The sequence below is a fragment of the Umezawaea endophytica genome (assembly GCF_025061645.1).
GTDB classification, from domain to species: Bacteria; Actinomycetota; Actinomycetes; order Mycobacteriales; family Pseudonocardiaceae; genus Umezawaea; species Umezawaea endophytica.
This window is the reverse complement of the sequence record NZ_JANYMP010000002.1, coordinates 726,972-750,661: the sequence shown is the minus strand read 5'-3', so window position 1 is coordinate 750,661 and position 23,690 is coordinate 726,972. Positions and strand designations below refer to the sequence as shown.

Annotated in this window: 23 protein-coding genes; 8 read left to right on the top strand and 15 right to left on the bottom strand. The window is 70.3% G+C overall.

Features of this window, described 5'->3' with window-relative positions; genetic code table 11:
- On the bottom strand, positions 1-1,857 hold the full coding sequence (locus tag NZH93_RS07040) for a Xaa-Pro dipeptidyl-peptidase (RefSeq protein WP_259622088.1): 1,857 nt from the start codon (positions 1,855-1,857) through the stop codon (positions 1-3).
- A gap of 233 nt (positions 1,858-2,090) precedes the next feature.
- Between NZH93_RS07040 and NZH93_RS07035 the strand changes: the two genes are divergently transcribed.
- Positions 2,091-3,389 carry a 6-phospho-beta-glucosidase gene (locus tag NZH93_RS07035; protein ID WP_259622087.1) on the top strand — a complete coding sequence of 433 codons (1,299 nt, stop codon included), beginning with the start codon at positions 2,091-2,093 and terminating at the stop codon, positions 3,387-3,389.
- Here the strand turns inward: NZH93_RS07035 and NZH93_RS07030 are convergent.
- Both NZH93_RS07030 and NZH93_RS07025 read right to left on the bottom strand, forming a co-directional pair.
- Positions 3,377-4,030, bottom strand: a complete 654-nt coding sequence (locus NZH93_RS07030) for an endonuclease V (protein ID WP_259622086.1) — start codon at positions 4,028-4,030, stop codon at positions 3,377-3,379. The genes NZH93_RS07035 and NZH93_RS07030 overlap by 13 nt on opposite strands.
- A 5-nt stretch (positions 4,031-4,035) precedes the next feature.
- Positions 4,036-4,971: a DUF3500 domain-containing protein gene (locus tag NZH93_RS07025; RefSeq protein ID WP_259622085.1), complete on the bottom strand. Its 936-nt coding sequence runs from the start codon at positions 4,969-4,971 to the stop codon at positions 4,036-4,038.
- A gap of 51 nt (positions 4,972-5,022) precedes the next feature.
- Between NZH93_RS07025 and NZH93_RS07020 the strand changes: the two genes are divergently transcribed.
- Together NZH93_RS07020 and NZH93_RS07015 are read left to right on the top strand one after the other, a co-directional pair.
- Positions 5,023-5,382, top strand: a complete 360-nt coding sequence (locus tag NZH93_RS07020; RefSeq protein ID WP_259622084.1) for an ArsR/SmtB family transcription factor — start codon at positions 5,023-5,025, stop codon at positions 5,380-5,382.
- Positions 5,375-5,902, top strand: coding sequence for an SRPBCC domain-containing protein (locus tag NZH93_RS07015; RefSeq protein ID WP_259622083.1), 528 nt, complete (start codon positions 5,375-5,377; stop codon positions 5,900-5,902). The genes NZH93_RS07020 and NZH93_RS07015 overlap by 8 nt, the downstream gene beginning before the upstream one ends.
- Before the next feature lie 19 nt (positions 5,903-5,921).
- Here the strand turns inward: NZH93_RS07015 and NZH93_RS07010 are convergent, their stop codons facing one another.
- Both NZH93_RS07010 and NZH93_RS07005 read right to left on the bottom strand, forming a co-directional pair.
- Positions 5,922-6,350 (bottom strand): CBS domain-containing protein, encoded by a 429-nt coding sequence (locus tag NZH93_RS07010; RefSeq protein WP_259622082.1) that lies wholly within the window; start codon positions 6,348-6,350, stop codon positions 5,922-5,924.
- 138 nt (positions 6,351-6,488) lie between these two features.
- Entirely contained in the window at positions 6,489-6,710 is a 222-nt protein-coding gene (locus NZH93_RS07005) for a hypothetical protein (protein WP_259622081.1), read from the bottom strand.
- Between the two features lie 121 nt (positions 6,711-6,831).
- Between NZH93_RS07005 and NZH93_RS07000 the strand changes: the two genes are divergently transcribed.
- Positions 6,832-7,854 carry a DUF2293 domain-containing protein gene (locus NZH93_RS07000; RefSeq protein ID WP_259622080.1) on the top strand — a complete coding sequence of 341 codons (1,023 nt, stop codon included), beginning with the start codon at positions 6,832-6,834 and terminating at the stop codon, positions 7,852-7,854.
- Positions 7,855-7,891: 37 nt separating this feature from the next.
- Here the strand turns inward: NZH93_RS07000 and NZH93_RS06995 are convergent, their stop codons facing one another.
- On the bottom strand, positions 7,892-8,071 hold the full coding sequence (locus NZH93_RS06995) for a hypothetical protein (RefSeq protein WP_259622079.1): 180 nt from the start codon (positions 8,069-8,071) through the stop codon (positions 7,892-7,894).
- A 189-nt stretch (positions 8,072-8,260) separates the two neighbouring features.
- Positions 8,261-8,935: a maleylpyruvate isomerase family mycothiol-dependent enzyme gene (locus NZH93_RS06990; protein ID WP_259622078.1), complete on the bottom strand. Its 675-nt coding sequence runs from the start codon at positions 8,933-8,935 to the stop codon at positions 8,261-8,263.
- Between the two features lie 96 nt (positions 8,936-9,031).
- Here NZH93_RS06990 and NZH93_RS06985 point away from each other — a divergent pair, with 96 nt between their 5' ends.
- The gene (locus NZH93_RS06985) at positions 9,032-9,595 is read left to right on the top strand and encodes a CGNR zinc finger domain-containing protein (protein WP_259622077.1); all 564 of its coding nucleotides are present in this window, start codon (positions 9,032-9,034) and stop codon (positions 9,593-9,595) included.
- A gap of 5 nt (positions 9,596-9,600) precedes the next feature.
- Here the strand turns inward: NZH93_RS06985 and NZH93_RS06980 are convergent, their stop codons facing one another.
- The 4 genes from NZH93_RS06980 to NZH93_RS06965 all read right to left on the bottom strand — a co-directional run bounded on the left by NZH93_RS06980 (position 9,601) and on the right by NZH93_RS06965 (position 16,544).
- Positions 9,601-12,243, bottom strand: coding sequence for a PEP/pyruvate-binding domain-containing protein (locus tag NZH93_RS06980; protein ID WP_259622076.1), 2,643 nt, complete (start codon positions 12,241-12,243; stop codon positions 9,601-9,603).
- Positions 12,244-12,439: 196 nt separating this feature from the next.
- A complete protein-coding gene (locus NZH93_RS06975; protein ID WP_259622075.1) occupies positions 12,440-15,289 on the bottom strand; it encodes a vitamin B12-dependent ribonucleotide reductase in 2,850 nt (949 codons plus the stop codon).
- A gap of 90 nt (positions 15,290-15,379) precedes the next feature.
- Complete coding sequence (gene nrdR / locus NZH93_RS06970) at positions 15,380-15,844, bottom strand: transcriptional regulator NrdR (protein WP_259622074.1); 465 nt, start codon at positions 15,842-15,844, stop codon at positions 15,380-15,382.
- Between the two features lie 196 nt (positions 15,845-16,040).
- Entirely contained in the window at positions 16,041-16,544 is a 504-nt protein-coding gene (locus tag NZH93_RS06965) for a LysM peptidoglycan-binding domain-containing protein (RefSeq protein ID WP_259622073.1), read from the bottom strand.
- A gap of 215 nt (positions 16,545-16,759) precedes the next feature.
- Here NZH93_RS06965 and lexA point away from each other — a divergent pair, with 215 nt between their 5' ends.
- Positions 16,760-17,461 carry a transcriptional repressor LexA gene (gene lexA / locus NZH93_RS06960; protein WP_372506581.1) on the top strand — a complete coding sequence of 234 codons (702 nt, stop codon included), beginning with the start codon at positions 16,760-16,762 and terminating at the stop codon, positions 17,459-17,461.
- 259 nt (positions 17,462-17,720) lie between these two features.
- Here lexA and NZH93_RS06955 read toward each other — a convergent pair whose 3' ends face one another.
- From NZH93_RS06955 to NZH93_RS06945, 3 genes are read right to left on the bottom strand one after another with little or no spacing between them, the layout of a single operon-like run.
- On the bottom strand, positions 17,721-18,746 hold the full coding sequence (locus NZH93_RS06955; protein ID WP_259622072.1) for a hypothetical protein: 1,026 nt from the start codon (positions 18,744-18,746) through the stop codon (positions 17,721-17,723).
- Between the two features lie 2 nt (positions 18,747-18,748).
- The gene (gene hflX, locus NZH93_RS06950) at positions 18,749-20,194 is read right to left on the bottom strand and encodes a GTPase HflX (protein ID WP_259622071.1); all 1,446 of its coding nucleotides are present in this window, start codon (positions 20,192-20,194) and stop codon (positions 18,749-18,751) included.
- Between the two features lie 42 nt (positions 20,195-20,236).
- Entirely contained in the window at positions 20,237-20,719 is a 483-nt protein-coding gene (locus NZH93_RS06945) for an ArsR/SmtB family transcription factor (protein ID WP_259622180.1), read from the bottom strand.
- Between the two features lie 59 nt (positions 20,720-20,778).
- Here NZH93_RS06945 and NZH93_RS06940 point away from each other — a divergent pair, with 59 nt between their 5' ends.
- Together NZH93_RS06940 and NZH93_RS06935 are read left to right on the top strand one after the other, a co-directional pair.
- Positions 20,779-22,014: an MFS transporter gene (locus NZH93_RS06940; protein ID WP_259622070.1), complete on the top strand. Its 1,236-nt coding sequence runs from the start codon at positions 20,779-20,781 to the stop codon at positions 22,012-22,014.
- Positions 22,007-22,882 carry an SMP-30/gluconolactonase/LRE family protein gene (locus tag NZH93_RS06935; RefSeq protein WP_259622069.1) on the top strand — a complete coding sequence of 292 codons (876 nt, stop codon included), beginning with the start codon at positions 22,007-22,009 and terminating at the stop codon, positions 22,880-22,882. Before NZH93_RS06940 ends, NZH93_RS06935 begins: the two co-directional genes overlap by 8 nt.
- Here NZH93_RS06935 and dapF read toward each other — a convergent pair.
- Positions 22,879-23,682 carry a diaminopimelate epimerase gene (dapF, locus tag NZH93_RS06930; RefSeq protein ID WP_259622068.1) on the bottom strand — a complete coding sequence of 268 codons (804 nt, stop codon included), beginning with the start codon at positions 23,680-23,682 and terminating at the stop codon, positions 22,879-22,881. The two genes, NZH93_RS06935 and dapF, sit on opposite strands and share 4 nt — an antisense overlap.
- Positions 23,683-23,690: the final 8 nt, after the last annotated feature.

Sequence of the window (23,690 nt, the reverse complement as noted above, 5' to 3'; positions counted from 1 at the left end):
TCAGCCGATCGCCCGGCGCAGGGCGGCCTTGCCGCCCACCACGGGCAGGTCGAGGGTCGTGCGGCCCAGGTCGACCGACAGGCTCACCCCCGGTTGCGGGCGGAGCGTGTAGTCGTAGTCGCTCGACAGCACCACGAACTCCACGGTGTGGCCCGCGGCGAAGACGTAGTCCTTCGGCTCGAACTCCACCTCGACCTGGTACCGCTTGCCGGGCTTGATCGCCTCGGTCCGGCTGGGACGGGACCGGTTCTGCGGGTCCGTCCAGCCACGCGTGACGATCTTGCTCGTGCCGTCCGGGAAGCGGTCGACCAGCAGCGCCGTCACGTTGGCGGCGGGCTTGTCGAACGAGATGCCCAGGTCGACCGACGGCGTGCCGGACAGGCGCAGCGACGTGGCGAGCGCCGAGGTCGCGTAGGACAGGCGGTTCTCCGACGCCGGGGCGTTGACCAGCGTCTCGGCCAGGATCGCGGAGTTGTCCCGCAGGCTCTCGACCACGGACCTGCCCGACGACTTCGCCGACAGCCCGCCCTTCGCGGAGCCGCCCGCGGTCGGCCGCAGGGACGCGTCCGACGTGCCGGGCGCGGGCCAGTCGGCCTCGTCGGTCCAGGTCGTCCTGTCCTCGCGCTGGATCGTCGCCTTCGGCTCGCGCTGGACGCCGTTGTCGACGCCGTAGAGGTAGTGGCTGAACCAGCGGTTCAGGGTGCGCCGCCACTCGACCGACCGCAGCGTGTCCGGGTCGGTGTGGCCGGACTGGTGCCACCAGATCTTGTGCTCGACACCGTTGCGCCGCAACGCCTCGTACCACTGGACGACGTGCTTGCCCTTGACGTTCCAGTCGTTCAGCCCGTGCACGGCGAGCACCGCGGCGCGCACCTTGTTCGCGTCCTTGACGTAGTTCCGCTCGTCCCAGAACGCGCTGTAGTCGCCGGTGACCCGGTCCTGCTTCGCGGCGATCTCGGCGATGACCGGCTTGCAGATCTCCCGGTCCTCGCGGGTGTAGACGTACTCGGCCAGCACGTCCAGGTCCTCGCCCTGGAACGTGCCCGGCGCCACGACCGCGCCGTCGGCCCGGTAGTAGTCGTACCAGCTCGAGATGGCGGCGATCGGGACGATGGCCTCCAGGCCCCGCACGCCGGTCGCGGCGACCGCGTTGGGCAGGGTTCCGTTGTAGGACACGCCCATCATCGCGGTCTTGCCGGTCGTCCAGGTGGCCTTCACCGGGGTCCCGGCGCTGTCACGGGCGAACGCGCGGCCGTTGAGCCAGTCGACCACGGACTTGGAGCCGATGGTCTCGTTGCGGCCACCGGAGGTGGGGCAGCCGGTGGACTTGCCGGTGCCGAGCGACTCCGCGTAGACCACGGCGAAGCCGCGCGCGATGAAGTACCCCTCGTAGCGTGCGGACGTGATCGGCCCGGCGTTCGGCCCGACGGCCGCGGCGACGCGCTCGTCCGCCTGCGCGGAGAGCTGCTTGCCGTCACGCCGGTCGTAGTGCCCCTTGCCGTCCGGGACGTACAGCTCGACGTCGACGTTGTGGTTGGCCACGTCGTTGCCGCCGGAGAAGTACGGGCTGTTCATGTACACGACGGGCACCTTGAGGCCACGCGTGGTCGCGGTCGGCCGGACGACCTCCGCGTACACCTCGTCGGCCTTGCCGTCGCGGTCGCTGTCGACCGGCGCGCGGACGTACAGGCTCTCGCGCACCACGTCCTTCGGGTCGAACACCGGCTGCGCCTCGCCGTCGACGAAGACCGGGCCTTCCGGCGCGGCACTGGCGACGACCGGCGCGAGCGTCAACGGCAGCGACACCAGCGCTGCCACCAAGGCGACTCTTCGAGCAGCCCTCACGAGGACCCCCATCACGAAACTCCGAGCTGAACTGGCGGACACCGCACCCTTCCCGCTGCCCGCAAGACCTGTCAAGACCCTTATGTCCACAGTGGACGATGGAACGAGAACCGACGATCGGGTGGTTGACCAGCGCCAATCGGTGTGCCGTCCGAAGCCCCCGCGGCCAAGTGCAGCAACGGGAGCAACTCCGGCGGGCCACCACGCCCGAGCCGTCGAGGGCGAACCGGGGTACAAAGAGCCGCATGAGGCTGGTGATCCTTGGTGGCGGCGGGTTCCGCGTTCCGCTCGTCCACCGCGCGCTGCTGATGGACCGCTCGCCGGGGCGCGTGACCGAACTGGTGCTGCACGACGTGGACCGCGCCCGGCTGGACGCGATCGGGAAGGTGCTGGCCGAACGCTCGGCGGGTGTGCCGGACGCGCCGTCGATCACCGCGACCACGGACCTCGACGACGCCCTGCGCGGTGCGGACTTCGTGTTCTCCGCCATCCGGGTCGGCGGTCTCGCGGGCCGGGCGGCGGACGAGCTCGTGGCACGGCAGGAGGGCGTGCTGGGCCAGGAGACCGTCGGCGCGGGCGGCGTCTCCTACGCGCTGCGGACCGTCCCGGTGGCCGTGGACATCGCCCGCCGGATCGCCGCCGTCGCGCCCGAGGCGTGGGTCATCAACTTCACCAACCCCGCGGGTGTGGTCACCGAGGCGATGGCACGGCACCTGGGCGACCGGGTGATCGGCATCTGCGACTCCCCCGTCGGCCTCGGCCGCCGGGTCGCCCGCGCGCTGGACGTGGACCTCGACACGGCGTGGCCCGACTACGTGGGCCTCAACCACCTCGGCTGGCTGCGGAGCCTGCACGTCGACGGCGTGGACCTGCTGCCGCGCCTGCTGGCCGACACGGACAGGCTGGAGTCGTTCGAGGAGGGCAAGCTCTTCGGCGCCGATTGGCTGCGCACGCTCGGCGCGATCCCGAACGAGTACCTGCACTACTACTACTCCACCAGGGAGGCCGTCGCGTCCGGCGCCTCGCGCGGGGCGTTCCTCCTGGAGCAGCAGCGGAAGTTCTACGAGGCACCGAGCTTCGCGAGCTGGGACCGCACCCGGCTGGAGCGCGAGGCGACGTACATGGCCGAGACCCGCGACGACGAGCGCGACTCGGGCGACCTCGACGGCGGCGGTTACGAGCAGGTCGCGCTGGCCCTGATGCACGCCATCGCGAACGACTGGCGCACGACGCTGATCCTCAACGTCCCCAACGGTTCCACCCTGTCCGTCCTGGACGCGCGGGCCGTCATCGAGGTGCCGAGCACGGTCGACGCGACGGGTGCCCGGCCGCTCGTGGTGAGCCCGCTCGACGACCACGCCGCAGCTCTGGTCGGCACCGTCAAGGCGGTCGACCGGGCCGTCCTCGACGCGGCGGCGGGCGGCTCGAAGGCCGACGCCGTCAAGGCCTTCGCCCTGCACCCGCTGGTCGACTCGGTCGGCGTCGCGCGCAGGCTCCTCGACGGCTACCGCGCGCACCACCCGGAACTGGGCTACCTGAGCTGAAGCCGTCCCAGGGAGTCCGCGCGCCGGGTCGTCTCCGGCAGCCGGAAGTCCGTGCACAGCCGCAGGACCTCGGCGCACGCCCGGTCCAGGTCCAGCCGGTGCCCCACGGACACGAAGACCGGCTTCACGCCGGAACGGGTGCGCAGCGCGCGGCCGACGACCTCGTCCTCCAGCAGCAGGTCCGTGGCCGAGCCGCGGTCTTCACCGGGCATGGCGAACGGGCCCATCGGGGTCTTCGCCACGCCAACGCTCGGCAGGTCCACCACGACGCCGAGGTGGCAGGCGAGCCCGAAGCGGCGCGGGTGGGCGAGCCCCTGCCCGTCGCACACCAGCAGGTCCGGCGCGACCGAGAGCGCGTCGAGCGCCGTGAGCAGCGACGGCAGCTCGCGGAACGCGAAGAGCCCCGGCACGTACGGGAAGTCCGTGGTGCCGAGCACCACGACCTCGTCCAGCGTCTCCAGCGTTTCGGCGTCCAGCACGACGACGGCCGCGGCGAGCCGCTCGTCGTCGGCGTACCCGACGTCCAGGCCCGCGACCGTGCGGATCTCCAGGCCGGGGTCGGTGGTGGTGCGGACGAGCGGGCGGAGCCGTTCCTGGAGGGTGATCGCGTCTTCGGGGGTGCGGGGCCAGTCTGGTTCCACCGGGCTCAGTGATCCACTTCGGTGTGGTGGGCGGCGAGCAGGTCGTCGCCGAAGTCTCCTGCGTGCCTGCGCCACACCGAGTGCACGTGGTTCGCGCCGCCCTGGGTGTTGTCGTACTCCAGCAGCAGGTCGGGCGCCTGGATCCGGTAGTAGTGGCCTTCACCGGGCCGGGAGGAGCCCTCCCACGCGAAGTGCACGCGGTCGAGGTCGAGCCGGGCGAACTCCGCGGCGGCGAGGTCCGGCCGCAGGCGGTCGAGGTAGTAGCGGACGAGTCCGGCGAGCAGGTCGTGCGCCTCGCCGTTCAGGCTGCTCAGCGCGATGCCGACCGGGTCGAGGACGCCGCCGAGGCGGGGCTCGTTGCGGGTCCGCAGGTCGTCCGGGGCGTGGTCGGACACGACGGCGGTCAGCCGGTGCTCCGCGCCCATCCGGTCGAGCAACTGCCGGGGCAGTTCCTCCTCCAGGACCAGCGGGCGCAGGACCGTGAGGCCGCCGTACGTCGTGTGCGCCGGGTTCGCGCCGAGGAAGAACGGCGTCGCGGACACCTTCCCGTCGACCACGACGACGCTGACGGAGACGTGGTGGCCCTCGAACCGCCAGCCCCACGGGTCGGCGCCGGGGGTGCCGAAGAGGACCACCGAGTAGTCGGCCTGGTGGCGGTCCCGGTCACCGCCCTCGCGGTGGTCGAGCACGTCCTCCAGTGCCATGACCGTGGCGACCTGCGCGTAGGCGTGCTCGCTCAGCACCGAGGCGAGCAGGTGGTGCACGGCCTTCCGCTGGGCCCGGCCGAGGTCGCCGAGCAGCACCCCGGCGCGGGGGCCGGGCGTGTAGCTCCACCGGTGCCGGAGGTCGTCGTCGGTGATGGGTCGCAGCGCCGTCGCGCGCTGCCGCTCGTCCAGGGATTCGACGAGCGAACGGGCCGCTTCGGTGAGAACGTCGCTCATGGTCCACCGACTCTATCCGCACCCACCAACAGGTGATACAAATATTACGTAATGAGAATCTCACAAGATGACGATGACCTGGTCTGGCGCGCGTTGGCGAACCCCCTGCGCCGGGCGATCCTCGACGTCCTGCGCGCGGGCCCGCGGACCACCGGCGAGCTGGTCGAGGCGCTGGAGTCGGACCGGCACGTGGTCATGCAGCACCTGGGCGTGCTCCGCGAAGCCGACCTGGTGCTCGTCGAGCCGAAGGGGCGCAGCCGGGTCAACCACCTGAACCCGGTGCCGATCCAGCGGATCCACCGCCGCTGGGTCGCCGAGTTCGAACAGCCGTGGGCCGCCGCCCTCGTCGGCCTCAAGGACACCCTGGAACGGGCCGAGCCCGACGAGCAGGAAGGACACGACGTTGGCTGAGCGGGAACTCCTCCACAGCATCGTGATCACCGCACCCATCGGCGCGGTGTGGGCCGAGATCACCAAGCTCGACGGCAAGCAGCGGGCCATGATGGACGCGATCCTCGACTCCGCCCTGGAGCCCGGAGCTCCGCTGTACTACCGGTCCACCGACGGCAAGCGCGTGTTCGTCGTCGGCCGGGTGGTCGCGGTCGACCCGCCGCGGCTGCTGTCGCACACCCAGCGGCTGACCATGCGCGACGACCCGTGGACGCTCGTGACGTGGGAACTGGCCGAGGTCGACGGCGGCACCAGGGTCACGCTGCGCAACTCCGGCTGGCCCGAGGGCGTCGACAAGCTGCACAAGGTCGACAGCACCTGGAAGGGCATCCTCACGGCGCTCAAGCAGGTCCTGGAGAACGGTGACGTCGCGACGGGCCTGCGGGTCCAGTACGCGCTGATGCGCGCGTTCATGTGGGCCATGCCCGCGGGCACGAAGTCGGAGAACGTGCCGGAGCCCCCGGCGGTGCAGGCGGGCTGACCGCCGAAGGCCCCGACCGTCAGCCCTGCGCGATGTACGCCTGGAGCTGGTCGCGGCTGTCCTCGAGCTGGCTGATGTGGCTCTTCACCACGTCGCCGATGCTCACGATGCCGACGAGCCGACCGTCGTCGAGCACCGGGACGTGCCGGATGCGGCGTTCGGTCATCTGCACGGTCAGGCTGTCCACGGTGTCCTGCGGCGCGCACGAGAACACCAGCTTGGTCATGATCTCCGAGACGGGCGCGGACAGCAGCTCCGCACCCCGTTCGTGCAGCCTGCGGACGACGTCCCGCTCCGAGACGATCCCCGCGATGCCGTCCGGTCCGAGCACGACCATGGCACCCACGTTGTGCTCGGCCAGCCCGGCCAGCAGCTCACCCACCAGGGTTCTCGGTTCGACCGTCGCCACCGCCGAGCCCTTGGTCCGCAACACGTCAGCGATCTTCATGTGGCGCCTCCGATCCGAATGTGGACGGTGACTAACCTCACCCAGGCTAGTTCGGATCAGGGCGGAACGGGAGATCAGGACGCCCGATAGGACCACTTGGGCCGCCGATCCGGTCACCCGGATCGGCGGCACGGTCACTCAGCCGCCGCTGCGGCGATTGCTGAACGAGCGCTTCCCGACCACGTTGTTGTTGTGCATCTGGCCGGGGATCTTGCTGTTCTGCGACGCCTTCTTCGCGCTGCCCCGCCGGTCGCGGCGGTTCGGCACGAACTCGGGCTCGGGTTCGGCCTCGGGCGCGGGCGCCTCGATGGCCTCGTCGACGTCGCCAGCGTCGTTCTGGGGTGCCGGGGTCTCGGTCATCAGTGCCTCCTGTGGATTCGATCAGAGCGTAAGGGCGAGGCGCCCCGTGCTGTCACACGGGAGCCGTTGGCGGTTCCGCGGCGGTCACACCGGGTGAACGCCGTCGTGGAGAATGCGCGTGGTGAAGGTGCGCACTCGGGTGGAGACGGCGGCGAGCGCGATCCTCGCCAAGCGGAAGTTCGTGGCGCCGCTGGACGTGTTCACCGCGCTCGGGTGGCTGCCGGACAGGCAGCTCGACCGGTGGCGGCGCGGGCAGGTCGCGCAGCTCGGCGAGGTGCTGGCCGTGACGCCGGAGAAGGCGCGCGAAGCACTCGACGCGCTGCGGCGCTGGGCCGAGGCGCAGGGGTTGGCGGCGACCGAGGTGGAGTACCCGGCGGCGACGCTCGACCGGCGGCCGTTGCGCTTCGGGGAGCCGGAGAGCGCCTACCGGACGCACTGGATGGCGGCCGACCTGTCGGACACGCGGCGCAAGAGCCTCGTGGAGCGGCAGAACAAGGCTCCTGACCTCATGGTGGACGTGGCCGTGGGCGACTGGGAGTGCGCGGAGTGCCGCGGGACCGGTGACCTGCTGGTGAGCGATCCCGGTGGACCGCTGTGCCTCACGTGCGCGGATCTGGACCACCTCGTGTTCCTCGGTGCCGGTGACGCGACGGTGACCCGCCGGGCCAAGAAGGCCAGCGGGCTGTCCGCGGTCGTGCAGCGGTACGACCGGTCGCGCAAACGCTTCCAGCGCAAGGGGATCCTGGTCGAGCGGGCCGCGCTGGAGCAGGCGGAGGAGTCGTGCCTCGCGGACGAGGACGTGCGGCTGCGCCGTCGGGAGCGGGATCGTGAACGCCGCGCGGACTGGGACGTCGACTTCCAGGCCGCGCTGGCGGTGGAGATCCTGCGGCTGTTCCCCCGCTGCCCCGCGGAGCGCGCCGAGGCCATCGCCCAGCACGCCGGGACACGGGGCAGCGGCCGGGTCGGGCGGTCCGCCGCCGGACGGGCGCTGGACGAGCGGAAGACCACCCTGGCCGTGATCGCCTCGCTGCGGCACGAGGACACCGACTACGACCGGATGCTCATGTCCGGTGTGGACAGAGCCGTGGCGCGGGACCGCATCCGGGACGACATCGACCGGCTGTTGGCGGACTGGCGCGGGTGACGGGGGGAGCCGGTCCGCACCGACTCCCCCGGTTCGACTACCCGCGCCTGCGGACGGCGTACTGCCGCTGGTTGGACACCGACGCGGAGAACGCCCGCGGCGGGACCTGGGACTTCTTCCCCTTCGCCCGCCGGTCCCGCCTGCTGGTGGGAACGGCTTCCGGCGTGGTGGTCGGCGGAGTTGAAGGGCTGTCTGCGGTTGAAGAGCGCACAGTCATGAGCGCCTCCTCACTGTCGAGATGGCGTGCTGGGTCGGCGACCACGACGGGTCGCGCACGAGCCCGCGAGGGCTACCGGTGGGATGAGGTCACGCGCGGCTCGCGAACGACAGCGGCGGCGCGGAAGGGGTTCCTTATCACTTCACCCGACGACCGTAACAAGCCCTCGCGGGGGCACGCCACCCGTTTTCACGGGTAGGGCTTGAGCTCCGGCAGGTCCCCGGTCAGCGAGCCCACCGGGGTGCGACCGGCGGCCCACGCGGCGAGGTCGTTCCGCGCGCCCCGCACCTCGACCTCCTCGCCGCTCCCCCACGTCCACGTCCCCCCGTCGTCCGCGCGCAGGACGACCCGCACCCCCTCGGGCGCTCGGGCGGCGGTGAAGGTCAGCAGGTGGTCGGAGAACTCCGGCGACCACGTGGCGGGCGTGTAGCCGAGCCGCAGGTCCGTGCTGTGGATCTCGATCTCCCGCCAGTAGGCCTGGACCACCCCTACGAGCGTTCCGTCGCGGTAGACGACGGAGCGCTCCCAGTCGTCGGGACCGATCTTCGCGAGCGCCCGGTCGAACGCGCCGGAGGCGGCGACGGCGGCTTCGACCAGGTCCGCGGCCGGGTTGCCCGCGTTGGCGGCGATCCCGGCGTCACGCGCGGGCCTGCCGCCGTCGTAGACGTCGATCTTCCGGTCCTCCAGGGCGTAGTCGACCTGACGGGCCAGTGCCTTGCCGACTCCGGCGATGTGGGCGAGGACGTGGCCGCGCGACCAGCCGGGCAGCACCGAGTCCGCGCGCACCGCGTTGTCGGTCAAGCCGTGCAAGAGGCCGGGCAGGCGGGTGTTCGCGGCCCACACGGGGACCGGGTTCACGGACACAAGAGGTCTCCTAACGGGCTTCTACGGACTTGCCGTTAGAGAGCCTAGCCACCGGAGTCATATGGGAACAAGCCCACATCCCGTTAGAATCCGCCGGTGACACCCCACCCAACCCTCGCCTTCGTCGGAACTGTCCGGTACGACGTGGACGACCTCGCGTCACCAGCGGGGTTCGCCGACTGGCTCGGCCTGCACACCGACGCGCCTGCCTCGCTCGCGGCGGACGAGCAGGTCAGGGACCGCGTGGTGGCGTTGCGCAAAGCGGTCCGGAGCCTGTTCGCACGGGCGGTGGCCCCCGAACCGCCCAGCAAGGCCGACGCCGATCGGCTGCTGGACCCGCTGATCGCGCTCGCCCAGGTGAACGAGGCCGCCTGCGCCGTGCTGCGCGCGCCGGTGCTCGAGTGGCCCGCGGCGGGAGCACCGCGGCTGGTGGAGCGGCGGACGGACGTCGACGCGGCGACCAGGCTGGTCGCGGACCTGGCCCGCTCGGCGATCGAGTTCCTCGCGAGCGCCGAGCGGGAGCACCTGCGGGCCTGCCCGGCGCCGCGGTGCGTGAAGTACTTCGTGCGCGACCACCCCCGCCAGGCGTGGTGCAAGCCGTCGTGCGGGAACCGGGCTCGGGCCAGCCGGTACTACCACCGGCACCACTCGGACGAGTAAGGCCGTCAGTCCTGGTCGACCACCGTCACGGTGCCGAGCGCGCCGTCGACGGTGATCCGCTGCCCGGTGGTGATCCGGGTGACCGCGTCCGCAACGCCGACGACCGCGGGAATGCCGTACTCGCGGGCCACGACCGCGCCGTGCGAGTTCGCGCCGCCCATCTCCATGACCAGCCCGCCCGCGGTGAGGAACAACGGCGTCCAGCCGGGATCGGTGGACGGCGCCACCAGGATCTCGCCGGGTTCCAGGTGCGCGCCGACAGGGTCGAGCACGACCCGCGCGACCCCCGTCACCGAGCCCGCCGAGGCGGGGGTGCCGATCACCGCGCCCGGACCGACGACGACGTTCTGCGACGCCACGGCCTCCGGTTCCGTGCCGTCCGACAGCAGCACCCTCGGCACCCGACGGCGCCGCAACTCCCGGTCGTACGACTCGCGCCGGTCCGCCACGACCGCCCGGAAGTCCTTGCCCTCCACCGCGTCGCGCACGTCCCCGAAGTCGAGGAAGTACACGTCGTCCGCCGCGTCCAGCACGCCCTTGGCCGCCAGTTCGGCGCCGACCAGCCCGAGCTGCTCCCGCACGTGACCGAGCGCGACGACCAGGTAGTACTTCGGCATCTCCCGCAGCCCCGCCAGCAGCCGGGCCCGGCCGAGCGCGAACCTGACGAACCGTCCGCGCACGCGGCCCGCCCTCCGCGCCAAGCGGTCGATCGCGGCCTCGGCCTCCGCCGCGCCGCGGGCGAACTGGGCGTCCGGCGCGAGCTTCGGGTCGTCCAGGCGGAGGTAGTTCGCCAGGACGCCCAGGAGGTGCGTCGGGTCGTCCGACCAGCGCGGCAGGCCGAGGTCGATCTCGGCGACCGCGCGGTGGCCCCACTTCGCCATGAACTCCGCGAGGCCGGTCTGCGCGACCGCGGGCAGTCGGCCGTCCCGGTACCGCACGGCCAGGTCGCGCGCCAGCGTCCCGCTGATCGCCTTGCTCGACTCCTCGTCCGCGCGGATCGCGGAGGCGAGGTGCCACAGCTCAAGGTCCATCTCGGTCGTCACGTTGTGCGGCAGCCCGCGCAGCACGGCCTGGAGGTCGCCCGGCTCCAACCGCTTCCCGAGCACCTTCCCCGCCAGCCCGAGCAGCGCGAACCCCGGCAGCGCCATCGGGGCGATCAGGGGCAGCACCTGGATGGACCGCTCACCCAGCACCACTTCGCAGTGGTCGAGCCGTTCGGCCGCGGACGCCGAGTCCGGAATGGACAGCAGCGCGGCCTGGTCCGCGGCGATCCGCTCCATCCGCCGGTGCGCCGAGGCAGGGCTCCGCACCGCCTGCACGACGCGGAGCGGCACCCGGTACCGGGCCGCGACCTTCAGGAACCGCCGCAGGAACGGCCGCCACGACGGGTGCAGCACGGAGAACCGCGGGTCGTCGAACAGCCCGCGCAGCACCACCGCCGACCGCGCCTCCATCACGTCGAGCACGCGGGGCGCGATCACCTGCCCCGGCTTGCTGCGGAGGAACGTGGTCGCGTCGACGAACAGCCTTTGACCGGCCTCGCGGAACGGCCGCGCGCCGTCGACCCGGTGGGCGACGGGGAACCCGAACAGGTCGGACATCCCGGACGACAGCAGGCGGAACGCCGCCATCCCGGACGGCGTGATCGGCCGTTCGAGCCCTTGGGCGACGCTGAAGCAGAAGTACACCCGCGGGTCGTCGGCCGTCGCGTCGGCCGGCAGCGGGAACAGCGTGGTGATCGGTCGGGCCTGCGTCAGCCACAGCACGCCTTCGGCGTCGAGCGCCCACTCCGTGTCCTGCGGCGCGCCGTAGTGCGCCTCCACCCGTGACCCGAGTTCGGCCAGGTGACCGACCTGCTCGTCGGTGAGGCACGCGCCGTCCTGCGCGTGCTCGACCTGTTCCGTGCCACCGCCGGGCAGCGACCGGATCACCAGCCGCTTGTCCCCCAGCCTGCGTTCGAGGATCGCGCCGGTCTCGGTGTCGACGACGAAGTGGTCGGGGTTCACCGCGCCGGACACGACCGCCTCGCCGAGTCCGGGGCTGGCGTCGATGACGGCCTCCCGGCGCCTGCCGGTCACCGGGTTCGCGGTGAACAGCACCCCCGCCACGGCCGACTGCACCATCTCCTGCACCACGACCGCGAGCCGCACCACGTGGTGGTCGATGCCGTTGCTGTCCCGGTAGGCCACCGCCCGGTCGGTCCACAGCGACGCCCAGCACCGGCGCACCGCGTCGATCACCGCGTCCGGCCCCACCACGTTGAGGTAGGTGTCCTGCTGCCCCGCGAAGCTCGCGAACGGCAGGTCCTCGGCCGTCGCCGACGAGCGCACCGCCACCGGCACGTCCTCGCCGAGCCGGGCGTACTGGGCCAGCAGCGCGTCCCGGACGTCGTCCGGCATCGGCGCGGCCAGCAGCAGCTCCCGCGCCTTGACCGCTTCGACGTGCCCGGCAAGCAGGTCGTCCATGCCCGCCGCCTCGGCGACCCTCCGGTACGCCTCCGTGGTCACGCAGAACCCCGGCGGCACCGGCAGCCCGGCGGCGGTGAGTTCGCCCAGGTTCGCCGCCTTGCCACCGACCGCGGCGAGCATGCCCGCGTCGATGTCGGCGAAGTCGCGGATGAGGTCGGTGCTGGTGCCCACTGCGTCCATGACGGCGAGGTTACGAGCGTTCGGCGAGAAACTCAACACTTGATGAATTAAGCGCCGCAGACGTCACCCGACCGGACGATGATCAGCTTTTCCCGCCTGCCACCGCCGTTCGGACTCGTCGCGTTCTGGAGTGACTACCGGTAAACGCCGACGAGGGCGGCCCCGGATCGGGACCGCCCTCGTCAGGTTCGGGTGACTAGCTGCAACCGGACGTGCTGCCGCAGCCTTCGCACAGGTAGCACGAGCCCGCGGGGCGCATCTTGGTGCCGCAGGTCATGCAGAGCGGGGCGTCGGCGGTGGTGCCGAGGTGCAGTTCGAGCAGCTCGGTGGAGCTGCCGACGCGCGTGTCCTGCTTGCTGGGCTTGGCTTCCTTCGCGGGGCTGGCGTCCACGGAGGTCTGGAGGCCGACGATGTCCACGTCGGCGCCGCCGCCGTACTCGTTGGCGACCGTGGCGGTGCGCTCGTCGGCGGTGAAGATGCCGAGCTGCGAACGCTTCTCGTAGGGCAGGTAGTCCAGGGCCAGCCTGCGGAACAGGTAGTCCAGGACGCTGGTCGCGATGCGGACGTCGGGGTCGTCCGTCATGCCCGCGGGCTCGAAGCGGAGGTTCTGGAACTTCGAGATGTAGAACTCCAGCGGGATGCCGTACTGGAGGCCGACGGAGATGGACATGGAGAACGCGTCCATCACGCCCGCGAGGGTCGAGCCCTGCTTGCCGAGCTTGACGAAGATCTCGCCGAGGCCGTCGTCCGGGTACGAACCGGCGTGCAGGTAGCCCTCGGCGCCGCCGACGGTGAACGACACCGTCTGGCTGGGGCGCTTCTTCGGCAGGCGCTTGCGGACCGGGCGGTACTCGACGACGGTCTCGACCTTCGGCGCGGTCGACGCGGTCGCCTCGCCACCGGTGTTGGCGCCCTTGCCCGCGGACAGCGGCTGGCCGACCTTGCAGTTGTCGCGGTAGATCGCGAGGGCCTTGATGCCCATCTTCCAGCCCTGGAAGTAGATCTCCTCGACGTCCTCGACCGTCGCGTTCTCCGGCATGTTCACCGTCTTGGAGATCGCGCCGGAGATGAACGGCTGCACGGCCGCCATCATCCGCACGTGGCCCATGGGGGCGATGGACCGCTCGCCCATGGCGCAGTCGAAGACCTCGTAGTGCTCCGGGCGCAGGCTCGGCGCGTTCACGACGTTGCCGTGCTCGGCGATGTGCTCGACGATCGCCTCGACCTGCTCCTGCTGGTAGCCCAGGGCGGTCAGGGCGCGCGGCACCGTCTGGTTGACGATCTGCATGGAGCCGCCGCCGACGAGCTTCTTGAACTTGATCAGCGCGAGGTCGGGCTCGATGCCGGTGGTGTCGCAGTCCATCATCAGGCCGATGGTGCCGGTGGGCGCGAGCACGGAGGCCTGCGCGTTGCGCCACCCGTTGCGGCCACCGATCTCGATGGCCTCCTGCCACGCCCGCGTCGCGACCTTGTGCACGGAGCCGTCATTGCCACCCAGCGTGCGGATGGAGTCGTTGGCGGCGGCGTGCTTGCGGATGACGCGCTTGTGGGCGTCCTCGTTACGGGCGTAGCCCTCGTACGGGCCGACCATGCCCGCGAGCTCGGCGGAACGCCGGTAGGCGACACCGTTCATCAGCGAGGTGATGGCGGCGGCGAGCGAACGGCCGCCCTCGGAGTCGTACGCGTGGCCGGTCGCCATCAGCAGCGCGCCGAGGTTGGCGTAGCCGATGCCGAGCTGGCGGAACTTGCGGGTGGTCTCGCCGATGGGCTCGGTCGGGAAGTCCGCGAAGCAGATGGAGATGTCCATCGCGGTGATGACGATCTCGACGGCCTGGGCGAACGTGCCCGCGTCGAACGTGCCGTCCTCGCGCAGGAACTTCATCAGGTTCAGCGACGCCAGGTTGCAGCTCGAGTTGTCCAGGTGCATGTACTCCGAGCACGGGTTGGACGCGGTGATCCGGCCCGACTCGGGGCAGGTGTGCCAGTCGTTGATCGTGCCGTCGTACTGGATGCCGGGGTCGGCGCACTCCCACGCGGCCTTGGCGAGCTTGCGGAACAGGTCCTTCGCGTCGACCTTCTCGATCACCTCGCCGGTCTGGCGGGCGCGCAGGCCGAACTGGCCGCCGGACTCGACGGCGTTCATGAACTCGTCCGAGACGCGGATGGAGTTGTTGGCGTTCTGGTACTGCACGGACACGATGTCCTTGCCGCCCAGGTCCATGTCGAAGCCGCCGTCGCGGAGGACGCGGATCTTCTCCTCCTCGCGCGCCTTCGTCTCGATGAACTCCTCGACGTCCGGGTGGTCCACGTCGAGGACGACCATCTTGGCCGCGCGGCGGGTGGCGCCACCGGACTTGATGGTGCCCGCGGACGCGTCGGCGCCGCGCATGAACGAGACCGGGCCGGACGCGGTGCCGCCGGAGGACAGCAGCTCCTTGGAGGAGCGGATGCGGGACAGGTTCAGGCCCGCGCCGGACCCGCCCTTGAAGATCAGGCCCTCTTCGCGGTACCAGTTGAGGATCGACTCCATGGTGTCGTCGACCGCGAGGATGAAGCACGCGCTGACCTGCTGCGGCGAGCTGGTGCCGACGTTGAACCACACCGGGGAGTTGAAGCTGAACACCTGGTGCAACAGCATGTAGGTGAGCTCGTGCTCGAAGACCACCGAGTCGGCCTCGGTCGCGAAGTAGCCGTGCTTGACGCCCGCGGCCACGTACGTCTTCACGACGCGGTCGATGAGCTGGCGCAGGCTGGTCTCCCGCTGCGCGCTGCCGACGGCACCGCGGAAGTACTTGCTGGTCACGATGTTCGTGGAGTTGAGCGACCACGAGGCGGGGAACTCGACGCCGCGCTGCTCGAAGTTCACCGTGCCGTCGCGCCAGTTCGTCATCACGACGTCGCGGTGCTCCCAGGTCACCTCGTCGTACGGGTGCTTGCCCTCGGTCGTGTAGACCCGGCGCACCTTCAGCGCGGCGGCCCCGCGCTTGTCCCCACTGCCGTTGCGCGCGGCTGTCTTCTTGCCTGCGCCGCTGACGGTCTCCGTCATGCCCGGTGTCTCCCTATTGTGCTGAAACTGGGTTGCACGGCCACGTCCGGAATTCCCCGTCCGATGCGGTCAACGTGCGAATAACTGGAACTACGGACGCGGTTCGTCTTCCCGCGCCGTACGAAGATCGGAAATCTCCTTCTCGAAGTCCTCGACGGACGAGAAGGACCTGTAGACGCTCGCGAAACGCAGGTAGGCGACCTCGTCGAGCTCCCGTAAGGGCCCGAGGATCGCCAGGCCCACTTCGTGGCTGGGGATCTCGGCACTGCCGGTCGAGCGGATCGACTCCTCGACCTTCTGGGCGAGCAACTGGAACGCGTCCTCGTCCACGGGACGGCCCTGGCAGGCCCGGCGGACACCGTTGACGACCTTGTCCCGGCTGAACGGCTCCGTGACGCCGGAGCGCTTCACGACCGCGAGGACGGCTTCCTCCACGGTGGTGAACCTACGACTGCACGAGGAGCAGGACCGCCTGCGACGGATGACCTGGCCCTCGTCAGCCTCGCGGGAGTCGACCACGCGAGAATCCGAATGCCGGCAGAACGGACACCGCACCCCTGCTCACCCCTTCCCAGGGCAGCACCGTCCGCAGCAGCCACACTGGTCTGGTTACCCACAACCTGTGGACTACTTGAGCCGGTCTCACCACTAGATGTAGGGGTAAACCTATGTCAGAACACAACGTGATGGCAAACCGACGCGCCACACCCGTTTGGTGGAACAACCGGTCCACGACGCGGAGTAGGGGACGCTAGGGGGCGGGTTCGACAACGCCCTGGGGAACGATCAACGGCTGACCGGGGACGACGCGCGAATCCGCCATCCGGTTGAGTTCACGGATGCGCTCGACGACGGCGTCCGGGTCGCTGTTCGGAGCACTGCGCACGGCGATGTCGTGCAGCGACTCACCCACTTGGACGTACGCGATGCCCGTCGTCTCGGGAACGCTCGTCGCGCCCGACGCGTAGAGGTAGAGCAGCCCCACGCAGACCGCGGCGACCACCGCGAGCAAGCACATGGCGACCAGGCGTAGCACCGCTCCGCGCGCGGGCCGTTCGGGAGCGCACTCGACCACGTCCGCCGTAGCAGGCGCGGAGACCTGCCGAGCCCTCGACGCGGGCCTCCGGCCATCGCCGACCTCGAACCGCCGGAGCACCCTGGGACCTGGCCGGAGCCCCCGTCCGGGCGAGGCGTCCCGCACGTCGGGTTCGTCGACCAGTTCGAAGCCCGACCGGGTCCCAATGAGCACCGCCATGACGCCTCCATCGCAGGTCAACCGAACAAGATCGAACACAGGTTCGATCGAACGTCCGTGCGAATGTCTACCACTCCGGGCGGCAAATATCGACAACACGCCGGTGATTACTTCGAACAGGTGTTTGATCTGGACATGAACTGCGACTACCGTCGAAGTTCGAAGATCGACGGATATCCGGCCTGGGCGATCGGGACCGGTGAGGAGGAAGCACCGTGGTGCGCAAGACGACCGAGGACCAGGACACCGCGGCCGGTGACCCCGCCCTCACCCAGCAGACGGACATCGCGGGCAACGCGGGTCTCACGCTCCGCCAGCGCAAGGTGCTCGACGTCATCAGGGACTGGCTGGACCGCTTCGGCTACCCGCCCAGCGTCCGCGAGATCGGTGAGGCCGTCGGCCTGACGTCCACCTCGTCCGTGGCCCACCAGCTCCGCGCGCTCGAGCGCAAGGGCTTCCTGCGCCGCGACCCGAACCGGCCGCGCGCCGTCGGCGTGCTGCCGACCGAGATCGACGCGGGCATGGACCCGAGCCACAAGCCGACCCCCGCGTACGTGCCCATGGTGGGCCGGATCGCGGCCGGTGGGCCGATCCTGGCCGAGGAGTCGATCGAGGACGTGTTCCCGCTACCGCGCGAGATCGTGGGCGAGGGGGAGCTGTTCCTGCTGAAGGTCGTCGGGGATTCGATGGTCGACGCCGCCATCACCGATGGGGACTGGGTGGTGATTCGTCAGCAGCCCACCGCGGACAACGGGGACGTGGTGGCGGCGATGATCGACGGTGAGGCGACGGTGAAGACGTTCAAGCGGACGGCTGAGCACGTGTGGTTGATGCCGCACAACGCGGCGTATGAGCCCATTTTGGGTGATGAGGCGAGCATTCTGGGCAAGGTTGTGGCTGTGCTGCGTCGGCTGTAGTTGGGGTTGTTGGGCCGGGCCGGGCCGGGGGTGGGGTGGGCCGGGGGTGTGGGTAAGGGATTAAAAGCCGCCGGCTGGTCAGGGATTGGTTGGAAGGTGCCGTGCCGGGTGGGTTCGGTGCGGGTTTTCGGGCACTGCCGGCGTCGTGGCGGATGAGGTGCGGTGCGAGTTTCAGGCACTGCCGGCGTCGTGACGGTTAGTGTGCGGTGCGAGATTCAGGCACTGGCGGTGCCGTGATGGTGGTGCGGCGGTGCGGGTTTTAAGCCTTGCGGCGGGAGCGGCGTACGGAGGCGGCTATTAGGACCAGGGCTGCTGTGCCTAGGGCGATTGCTGGCCACAGTTCGGTTTTTTCTTGGGTGGGTAGTGGGGCTGCTGAGGCGTTGTCGCCTGTTTGGGCTGGTTGGGCTGTTGTGGATGGTGGTGCTGGTGTTGCCAGTGCTGCTGCGCCCGTGATCGTGGTGATGGTTGACTCTGTGCTCTTGCCGAATTCCGATGCTGAGAGCAGGGTGCCGTCGGGGTCGAAGGTTATTGCTTCGCCCTGTTCTTCGTTTGGTAGTGGGATTTGCACCGGTTCCGCGTCCAGGGCTTTGACTAGGTCGCCGTCTGTTATTGGGAACAGGTAGGCGTCTGTGTAGGTGCGTAGCGCTAGTACTTTGCCGTCGTGTGAGACGGCTCCGCCGGTGACTACTCGGGTGACCACGGAACTCTTCAGAGGGCCGCCTGGGGTATCCGTGCCCTTGATGTAGACCCTGGCGACCTGTTCCAGTGGTGCTGTGGTGCCCGGTACCAGTGGGGCTGTTGGGCGGTAGACCAGTGCTGAGCCGAGGGTTTCCTTGGTGATGATGTACGGGATTCCCTGCTGGTCCAGCAGTAGTGCTTCGGCGTCGTGCTTGCCGTCCGGGTAGGTGAGTCTGAAGAGTTCTGAAGTGCCGTCCTGGGAGACCGCGTGCAGTCCTACGGTTTCCCTGGACTTGCCGTTGTCGCCTGTGTCCGCCAGCCAGAGCCTGCCGTCCTGGCCCAGGGCCAGGTCTTCCACGTCGAACGGGTTGACCGGGGCGGTGATGGTGTCCTGGATCTCGCAGTCGCGGCCTATCACCTGGACGGCGATGGTGCCGTTGTCGCTGTCGTTGACCGCGTACAGGCGGTCGCCGTCCGAGGCCAGGCCGGAGAGTTCTTCCAGGCGTTGGTCGGTGACGGTGCAGAGCGGAACCGGAGCGGCCGGGTCCGCGGTGGCGGACCCGGCCGTGACGATCGTCAGAACTCCGACTAAGGCGAGAAGGCGCACGCTCAGGCGGGGCTTCCCACGGCGTACTGCTCCAGCAGGGCGGCCAGCGTCGGGTGGACGCGTGCGCTCAGCTCGGTGCCCTCCTCGGTGTGCTTCTCGGACAGCACCTCGCCCTCGCGGTGGATGCGGGCGACGATCTCGCCGCGCGCGTACGGCACGAGCGCCTCGACCGTCACCTCCGGGCGGGGGATCAACTGGGAGATGCGTTCCCGCAGCTCGGGGATGCCCTCGCCGCTGTGCGCCGACACGAACGCCGCGCCGGGGAACAGGTGGCGCAGGCGGGCGATCGTCAGGTCGCCCACCGCGTCGGTCTTGTTGACCACCAGCAGTTCGGCGGGCATCGGGTCGTCGCGCTTGCCGTTGATCTCGGCGATGACCTCGCGCACGGCCTTGACCTGCTTCTCCGGCATGCCGTCCGAGCCGTCGACCACGTGCACGAGCAGGTCGGCCTCGGCGACCTCCTCCAGCGTGGAGCGGAACGCCTCGACGAGCTGGTGCGGGAGGTGCCGGACGAACCCGACCGTGTCGGTCAGGGTGTACGGCAGGCCCTCCGGCGTCTCGCTGCGCCGGGTGGTCGGGTCGAGGGTCGCGAACAGCGCGTCCTCCACCAGCACACCGGCGCCGGTCAGCGCGTTGAGCAGGCTGGACTTGCCCGCGTTCGTGTACCCGGCGATGGCGACGCTCGGGACCTCGCCGGAGTGGCGGCGGCCGCGCTTGGTCTCGCGGGTGGTGCTCATCGCGGCGATCTCGCGGCGGAGCTTGGCGATGCGCGCCCGGATGCGGCGCCGGTCGGTCTCCAGCTTCGTCTCACCGGGACCGCGCGTGCCGACGCCACCGCCGCTGCCGCCCGCGCCACCACCCTGCCGGGACAGCGACTCACCCCAACCGCGCAGTCGCGGCATCATGTACTGGAGCTGGGCCAGCTCGACCTGCGCCTTGCCCTCGCGGGAGCTGGCGTGCTGGGCGAAGATGTCCAGGATCAGTGCGGTCCGGTCGACCACCTTGACCTTGAGCTTCTCCTCCAACTGCCGGAGCTGGCCCGGCGAGAGCTCACCGTCGGCGATGACCGTGTCCGCGCCGGACGAGATCACGACGTCGCGCAGCTCGGCGACCTTGCCCGAGCCGATGTAGGTGGCCGTGTCCGGCTTGTCGCGGCGCTGCACCAGCGCTTCGAGCACCTCGGAGCCCGCGGTCTCGGCGAGCAGCTTCAGCTCGGCCATCGACGCGTCGGAGTCCTGCACCGTGCCCTCGGTCCACACGCCGACGAGCACCACCCGCTCCAGGCGGAGCTGCCGGTACTCGACCTCGGTGATGTCCTCGAGTTCGGTGGAGAGCCCGGCGACGCGGCGCAGTGCCGCGCGGTCGGCCAGTGCGAGGTCGCCCGTGGACAGGTTCTCGTCCTCGTCGGCCCAGTCGGTGGTGTCGTTGTTCAGCGTGTTTTCCGTCATTTGCCCTTCATTGTCCCACGGAGCGCCCACACGGCCGAGTGGTTAACCACCGGGGTACAGGGCCAGGTAGATGGCCGTGCTCGGTGTGTCTGGATCGACCGGTCGGGCGGCTAGCTCCTCCATCAACGAATAGAGCCGGTCCTTTAGTTCCTCCGGATCGATCTTGACCACCAACCTGGTCTGCTCCAGCGCGTCGGGCCCGACGTCCGCGACCTCGCCGAGGAACGCCTGGAGCATCGCCTCCGCGAGCCTCTCGTCGATCCCGGCGTCGTCCAGGCGCCAGGACAGCCCCGTGGACCGGTACGGGATCTCCTTGGCGCCCCGGTTGCCGGAACGGGCGGGTTGGGCCTCCAGGAAGCCGGTGGCCACGAGCTTGCGCACGTGGTGCAGCGTCGTGGCGGGGTCCTTGGCGAGCTTCTCGGCGATCTCCTTGTTGGTGAGCGCCTCCAGGTGGGTGATCCGGATGATCCGCAGCCGCACGGCCGAAGCCAGCGCGGCGGCCTCCTCGGGGGTCGCTTTACGCATCTGCACGTCCACAGAATAAGTGATTGACTCTTTCCAATCACTTCCGCGACACTCCCACCATGGCTCTCTGGACGCACCGGGACTTCCGGCTCCTCTGGGTTGGCGACACCGTCAGCCAGTTCGGCTCCTCGATCGAGCGCACCGTCCTCCCCCTGCTCGCCGCGACCACGCTGGCCGCCACGCCGTGGGAGATGGGCGTGCTCAACGCGGCGGGCACGGCCGCGTTCCTGCTGATCGGACTGCCCGCGGGCGTCTGGGCGGACCGGTTGCGCCGACGGCCGCTGATGATCACGACGGACCTGCTGCGCGCCGGACTGCTGCTGTCCGTGCCGCTCGCCTGGTGGTTGGGCGTGCTGACGCTGTCGCAGCTCGTCGTGGTCGCGCTGCTGGTCGGGGTGTGCACGGTCTTCTTCGACGTCGCCTACCAGTCGTACCTGCCGTCGCTGATCGGCCGGGAGCACCTGGTCGAGGGCAATTCGAAGCTCCAAGCGAGCCAATCCGTCGCCGAGGTGTCGGGGCCCGCGCTCGCCGGTGGCATCGCCCAGTGGATCGGCGCCGCGAACGGCGTCCTCGCCACCGGGCTCGGCTACCTGAGTTCAGCGCTGTTCCTGTGGCGGATCAAGACCGTCGAACCCGCTCCCCTGCCGCACACGGGCCGCAAGCTGCGCACCGACATCGCGGAAGGCCTGCGGTTCGTGTTCGACAACAGGTCGCTGCGGGCCATCGTGAGCTGCACCGGCACGTCGAACTTCTTCTCCGGCCTAGAAATGGCCGTCCTGATCCTGTTCCTGATCCGCGAGGTCGGGCTGACCGCGGGCGTGGTCGGGCTGCTGCTCAGCGCGGGTGGCGTGGGCGGCGTGCTCGGCGCGGTCACGGCGAACTGGTGGAACCAGCGGCTCGGCCGGACGCGGGCGATCTGGCTGCCGATGCTGTTCACCCAGCCGTTCGGCCTCCTGCTGCCGCTGACCGCGAACGACTGGCGCGTCGGGCTCTCCATGGTGGGCATGGCGATCACGGCCTACGGCGTGATCATCTACAACGTCAGCCAGGTCAGCTTCCGGCAGACGCTGTGCCCCGACCACCTGCTCGGCCGGATGAACGCGAGCATCCGGTTCCTGGTGTGGGGCACGATCCCGCTCGGCGGCCTCATCGGCGGTGTGCTGGGCGGCTGGGCGGGCGTGCGCACGACGCTCTGGATCGCCATGGTCGGGCAGATTCTCGCCGTCGTCTGGATTCTGCTCTCGCCCCTGCGGACGACCCGTGACGAAGCGGCTACCGTTTCCGACCATGGCTGACACGACCGTTCTCCTCGACGGACTCCACTTCGGCGAAGCGCCCCGGCACGGCCCGGACGGCAAGTTCTACTTCTCGGACTTCTACGAGAAGGCCGTCTTCACCGTCGACCTCGACTCCGGGGAGAAGCAGGTCGTCTGCTCGCTGCCCGGCCAGCCCTCCGGCCTCGGCTGGCTGCCGGACGGCAGGCTGCTCGTGGTGTCCATGAAGGACCGGACGGTCCGCAGGCTGGAGCCGAACGGGGTGCTCGCGCTGCACGCGGACCTGTTCGACATCGCCACCTTCCACACCAACGACATGCTGGTCGACGCGCGTGGCCGCGCCTACGTGGGCAACTTCGGCTTCGACCTGCACCAGAAGATCACCGACGACGGCATCGAGTCGCTCCTCGACCCGTCGTACGACCCGCCGGGCACGCCGCTCGCGCTCGTGGAGCCGGACGGCACGACCCGCGTGGCCGCCGAGGACCTGAAGTTCCCGAACGGCACGGTGCTGCTGCCCAACGGCACGCTGCTCGTCGCGGAGACGCTCGCGTACCGGCTGACCGCGTTCGACGTGGCCGAGGACGGCTCGCTGAGCAACCGGCGGGTGTGGGCCGACCTGCGCGAGCACGTCATCGCGCCGGACGGGATCTGCGTCGACGCCGAGGGTGGCGTCTGGGTGGCGACGGCCCTGCAACCGGCGGTCGTGCGGATCGTCGAGGGCGGCGCCATCACCGACCGCGTCGAGACCACCCAGATCAGCTTCGCCGTCGGGCTGGTCGGCAACACGCTGATCGTCTGCACCGCGCCGACGTCCGACCCCGACGTGGTGGGCAAGGAGCACGTCGGCCGTCTGGAGACCGTGCAGGTGAAGGTCGGCGACCGCTAGAGCGAATCCCACCAGGCCTGGTCGAGCTCGCCGCGCGCGACGAGCACGGCCGGGCCGGTGAGGGTGCTGCGGCCCTCGCCGATCTCGACGGCCACCCGGCCCCCGAGGACGTCCACGGTGGCCTGTCCGGTCGTGCGGCCCTCGCCGTGCAGCCAGGACGCCACGGCGGCGACCGTGCCGGTGCCGCACGACCGCGTCTCCCCCACGCCGCGCTCGTGCACGCGCATCCGCAGCACGCCGTCGCGCAGGACGTTGACGAACTCCAGGTTGACGCCGTTCGGGAACACCGCCGGGTCGAAGTGGGGCTGTTCGGTCAGGTCGAGGGTCGCGATGTGCACGTCCGTCACGCACGCCAGGTGCGGGTTGCCCACGTCGACCGCCACGCCCGCGAAGTCCGCCCCGGTGGTCTTGGTGGTGGACGTGCCGGTGATCCGGACGGGGCCCATCTCCACCGTGACGCTGCCGTCGGGGTGCACGACGACGGGCTTCTCCCCGCCGCGGGTGCCGACGACGAACTCGCCCTCGGGCACGAGACCCGCGTCGACGAGGTAGTGCGCGAACACCCGGACGCCGTTGCCGCACATCTCCGCGATCGAGCCGTCGGCGTTGCGGTAGTCCATGAACCAGGGACCCACCTCGGGCCTCACGACGCGCAGCACGCCGTCCGCGCCCAGGCCCCGCTGCCGGTCGCAGAGCGCTCGCACGCGCGCCTCGGTCAGGTCCAGCACGCCGTCCGGGTCGGGCAGCAGCACGAAGTCGTTCTCGGTGCCGTGCCCCTTGAGGAATTCCACTCCGCCCACGCGCACCA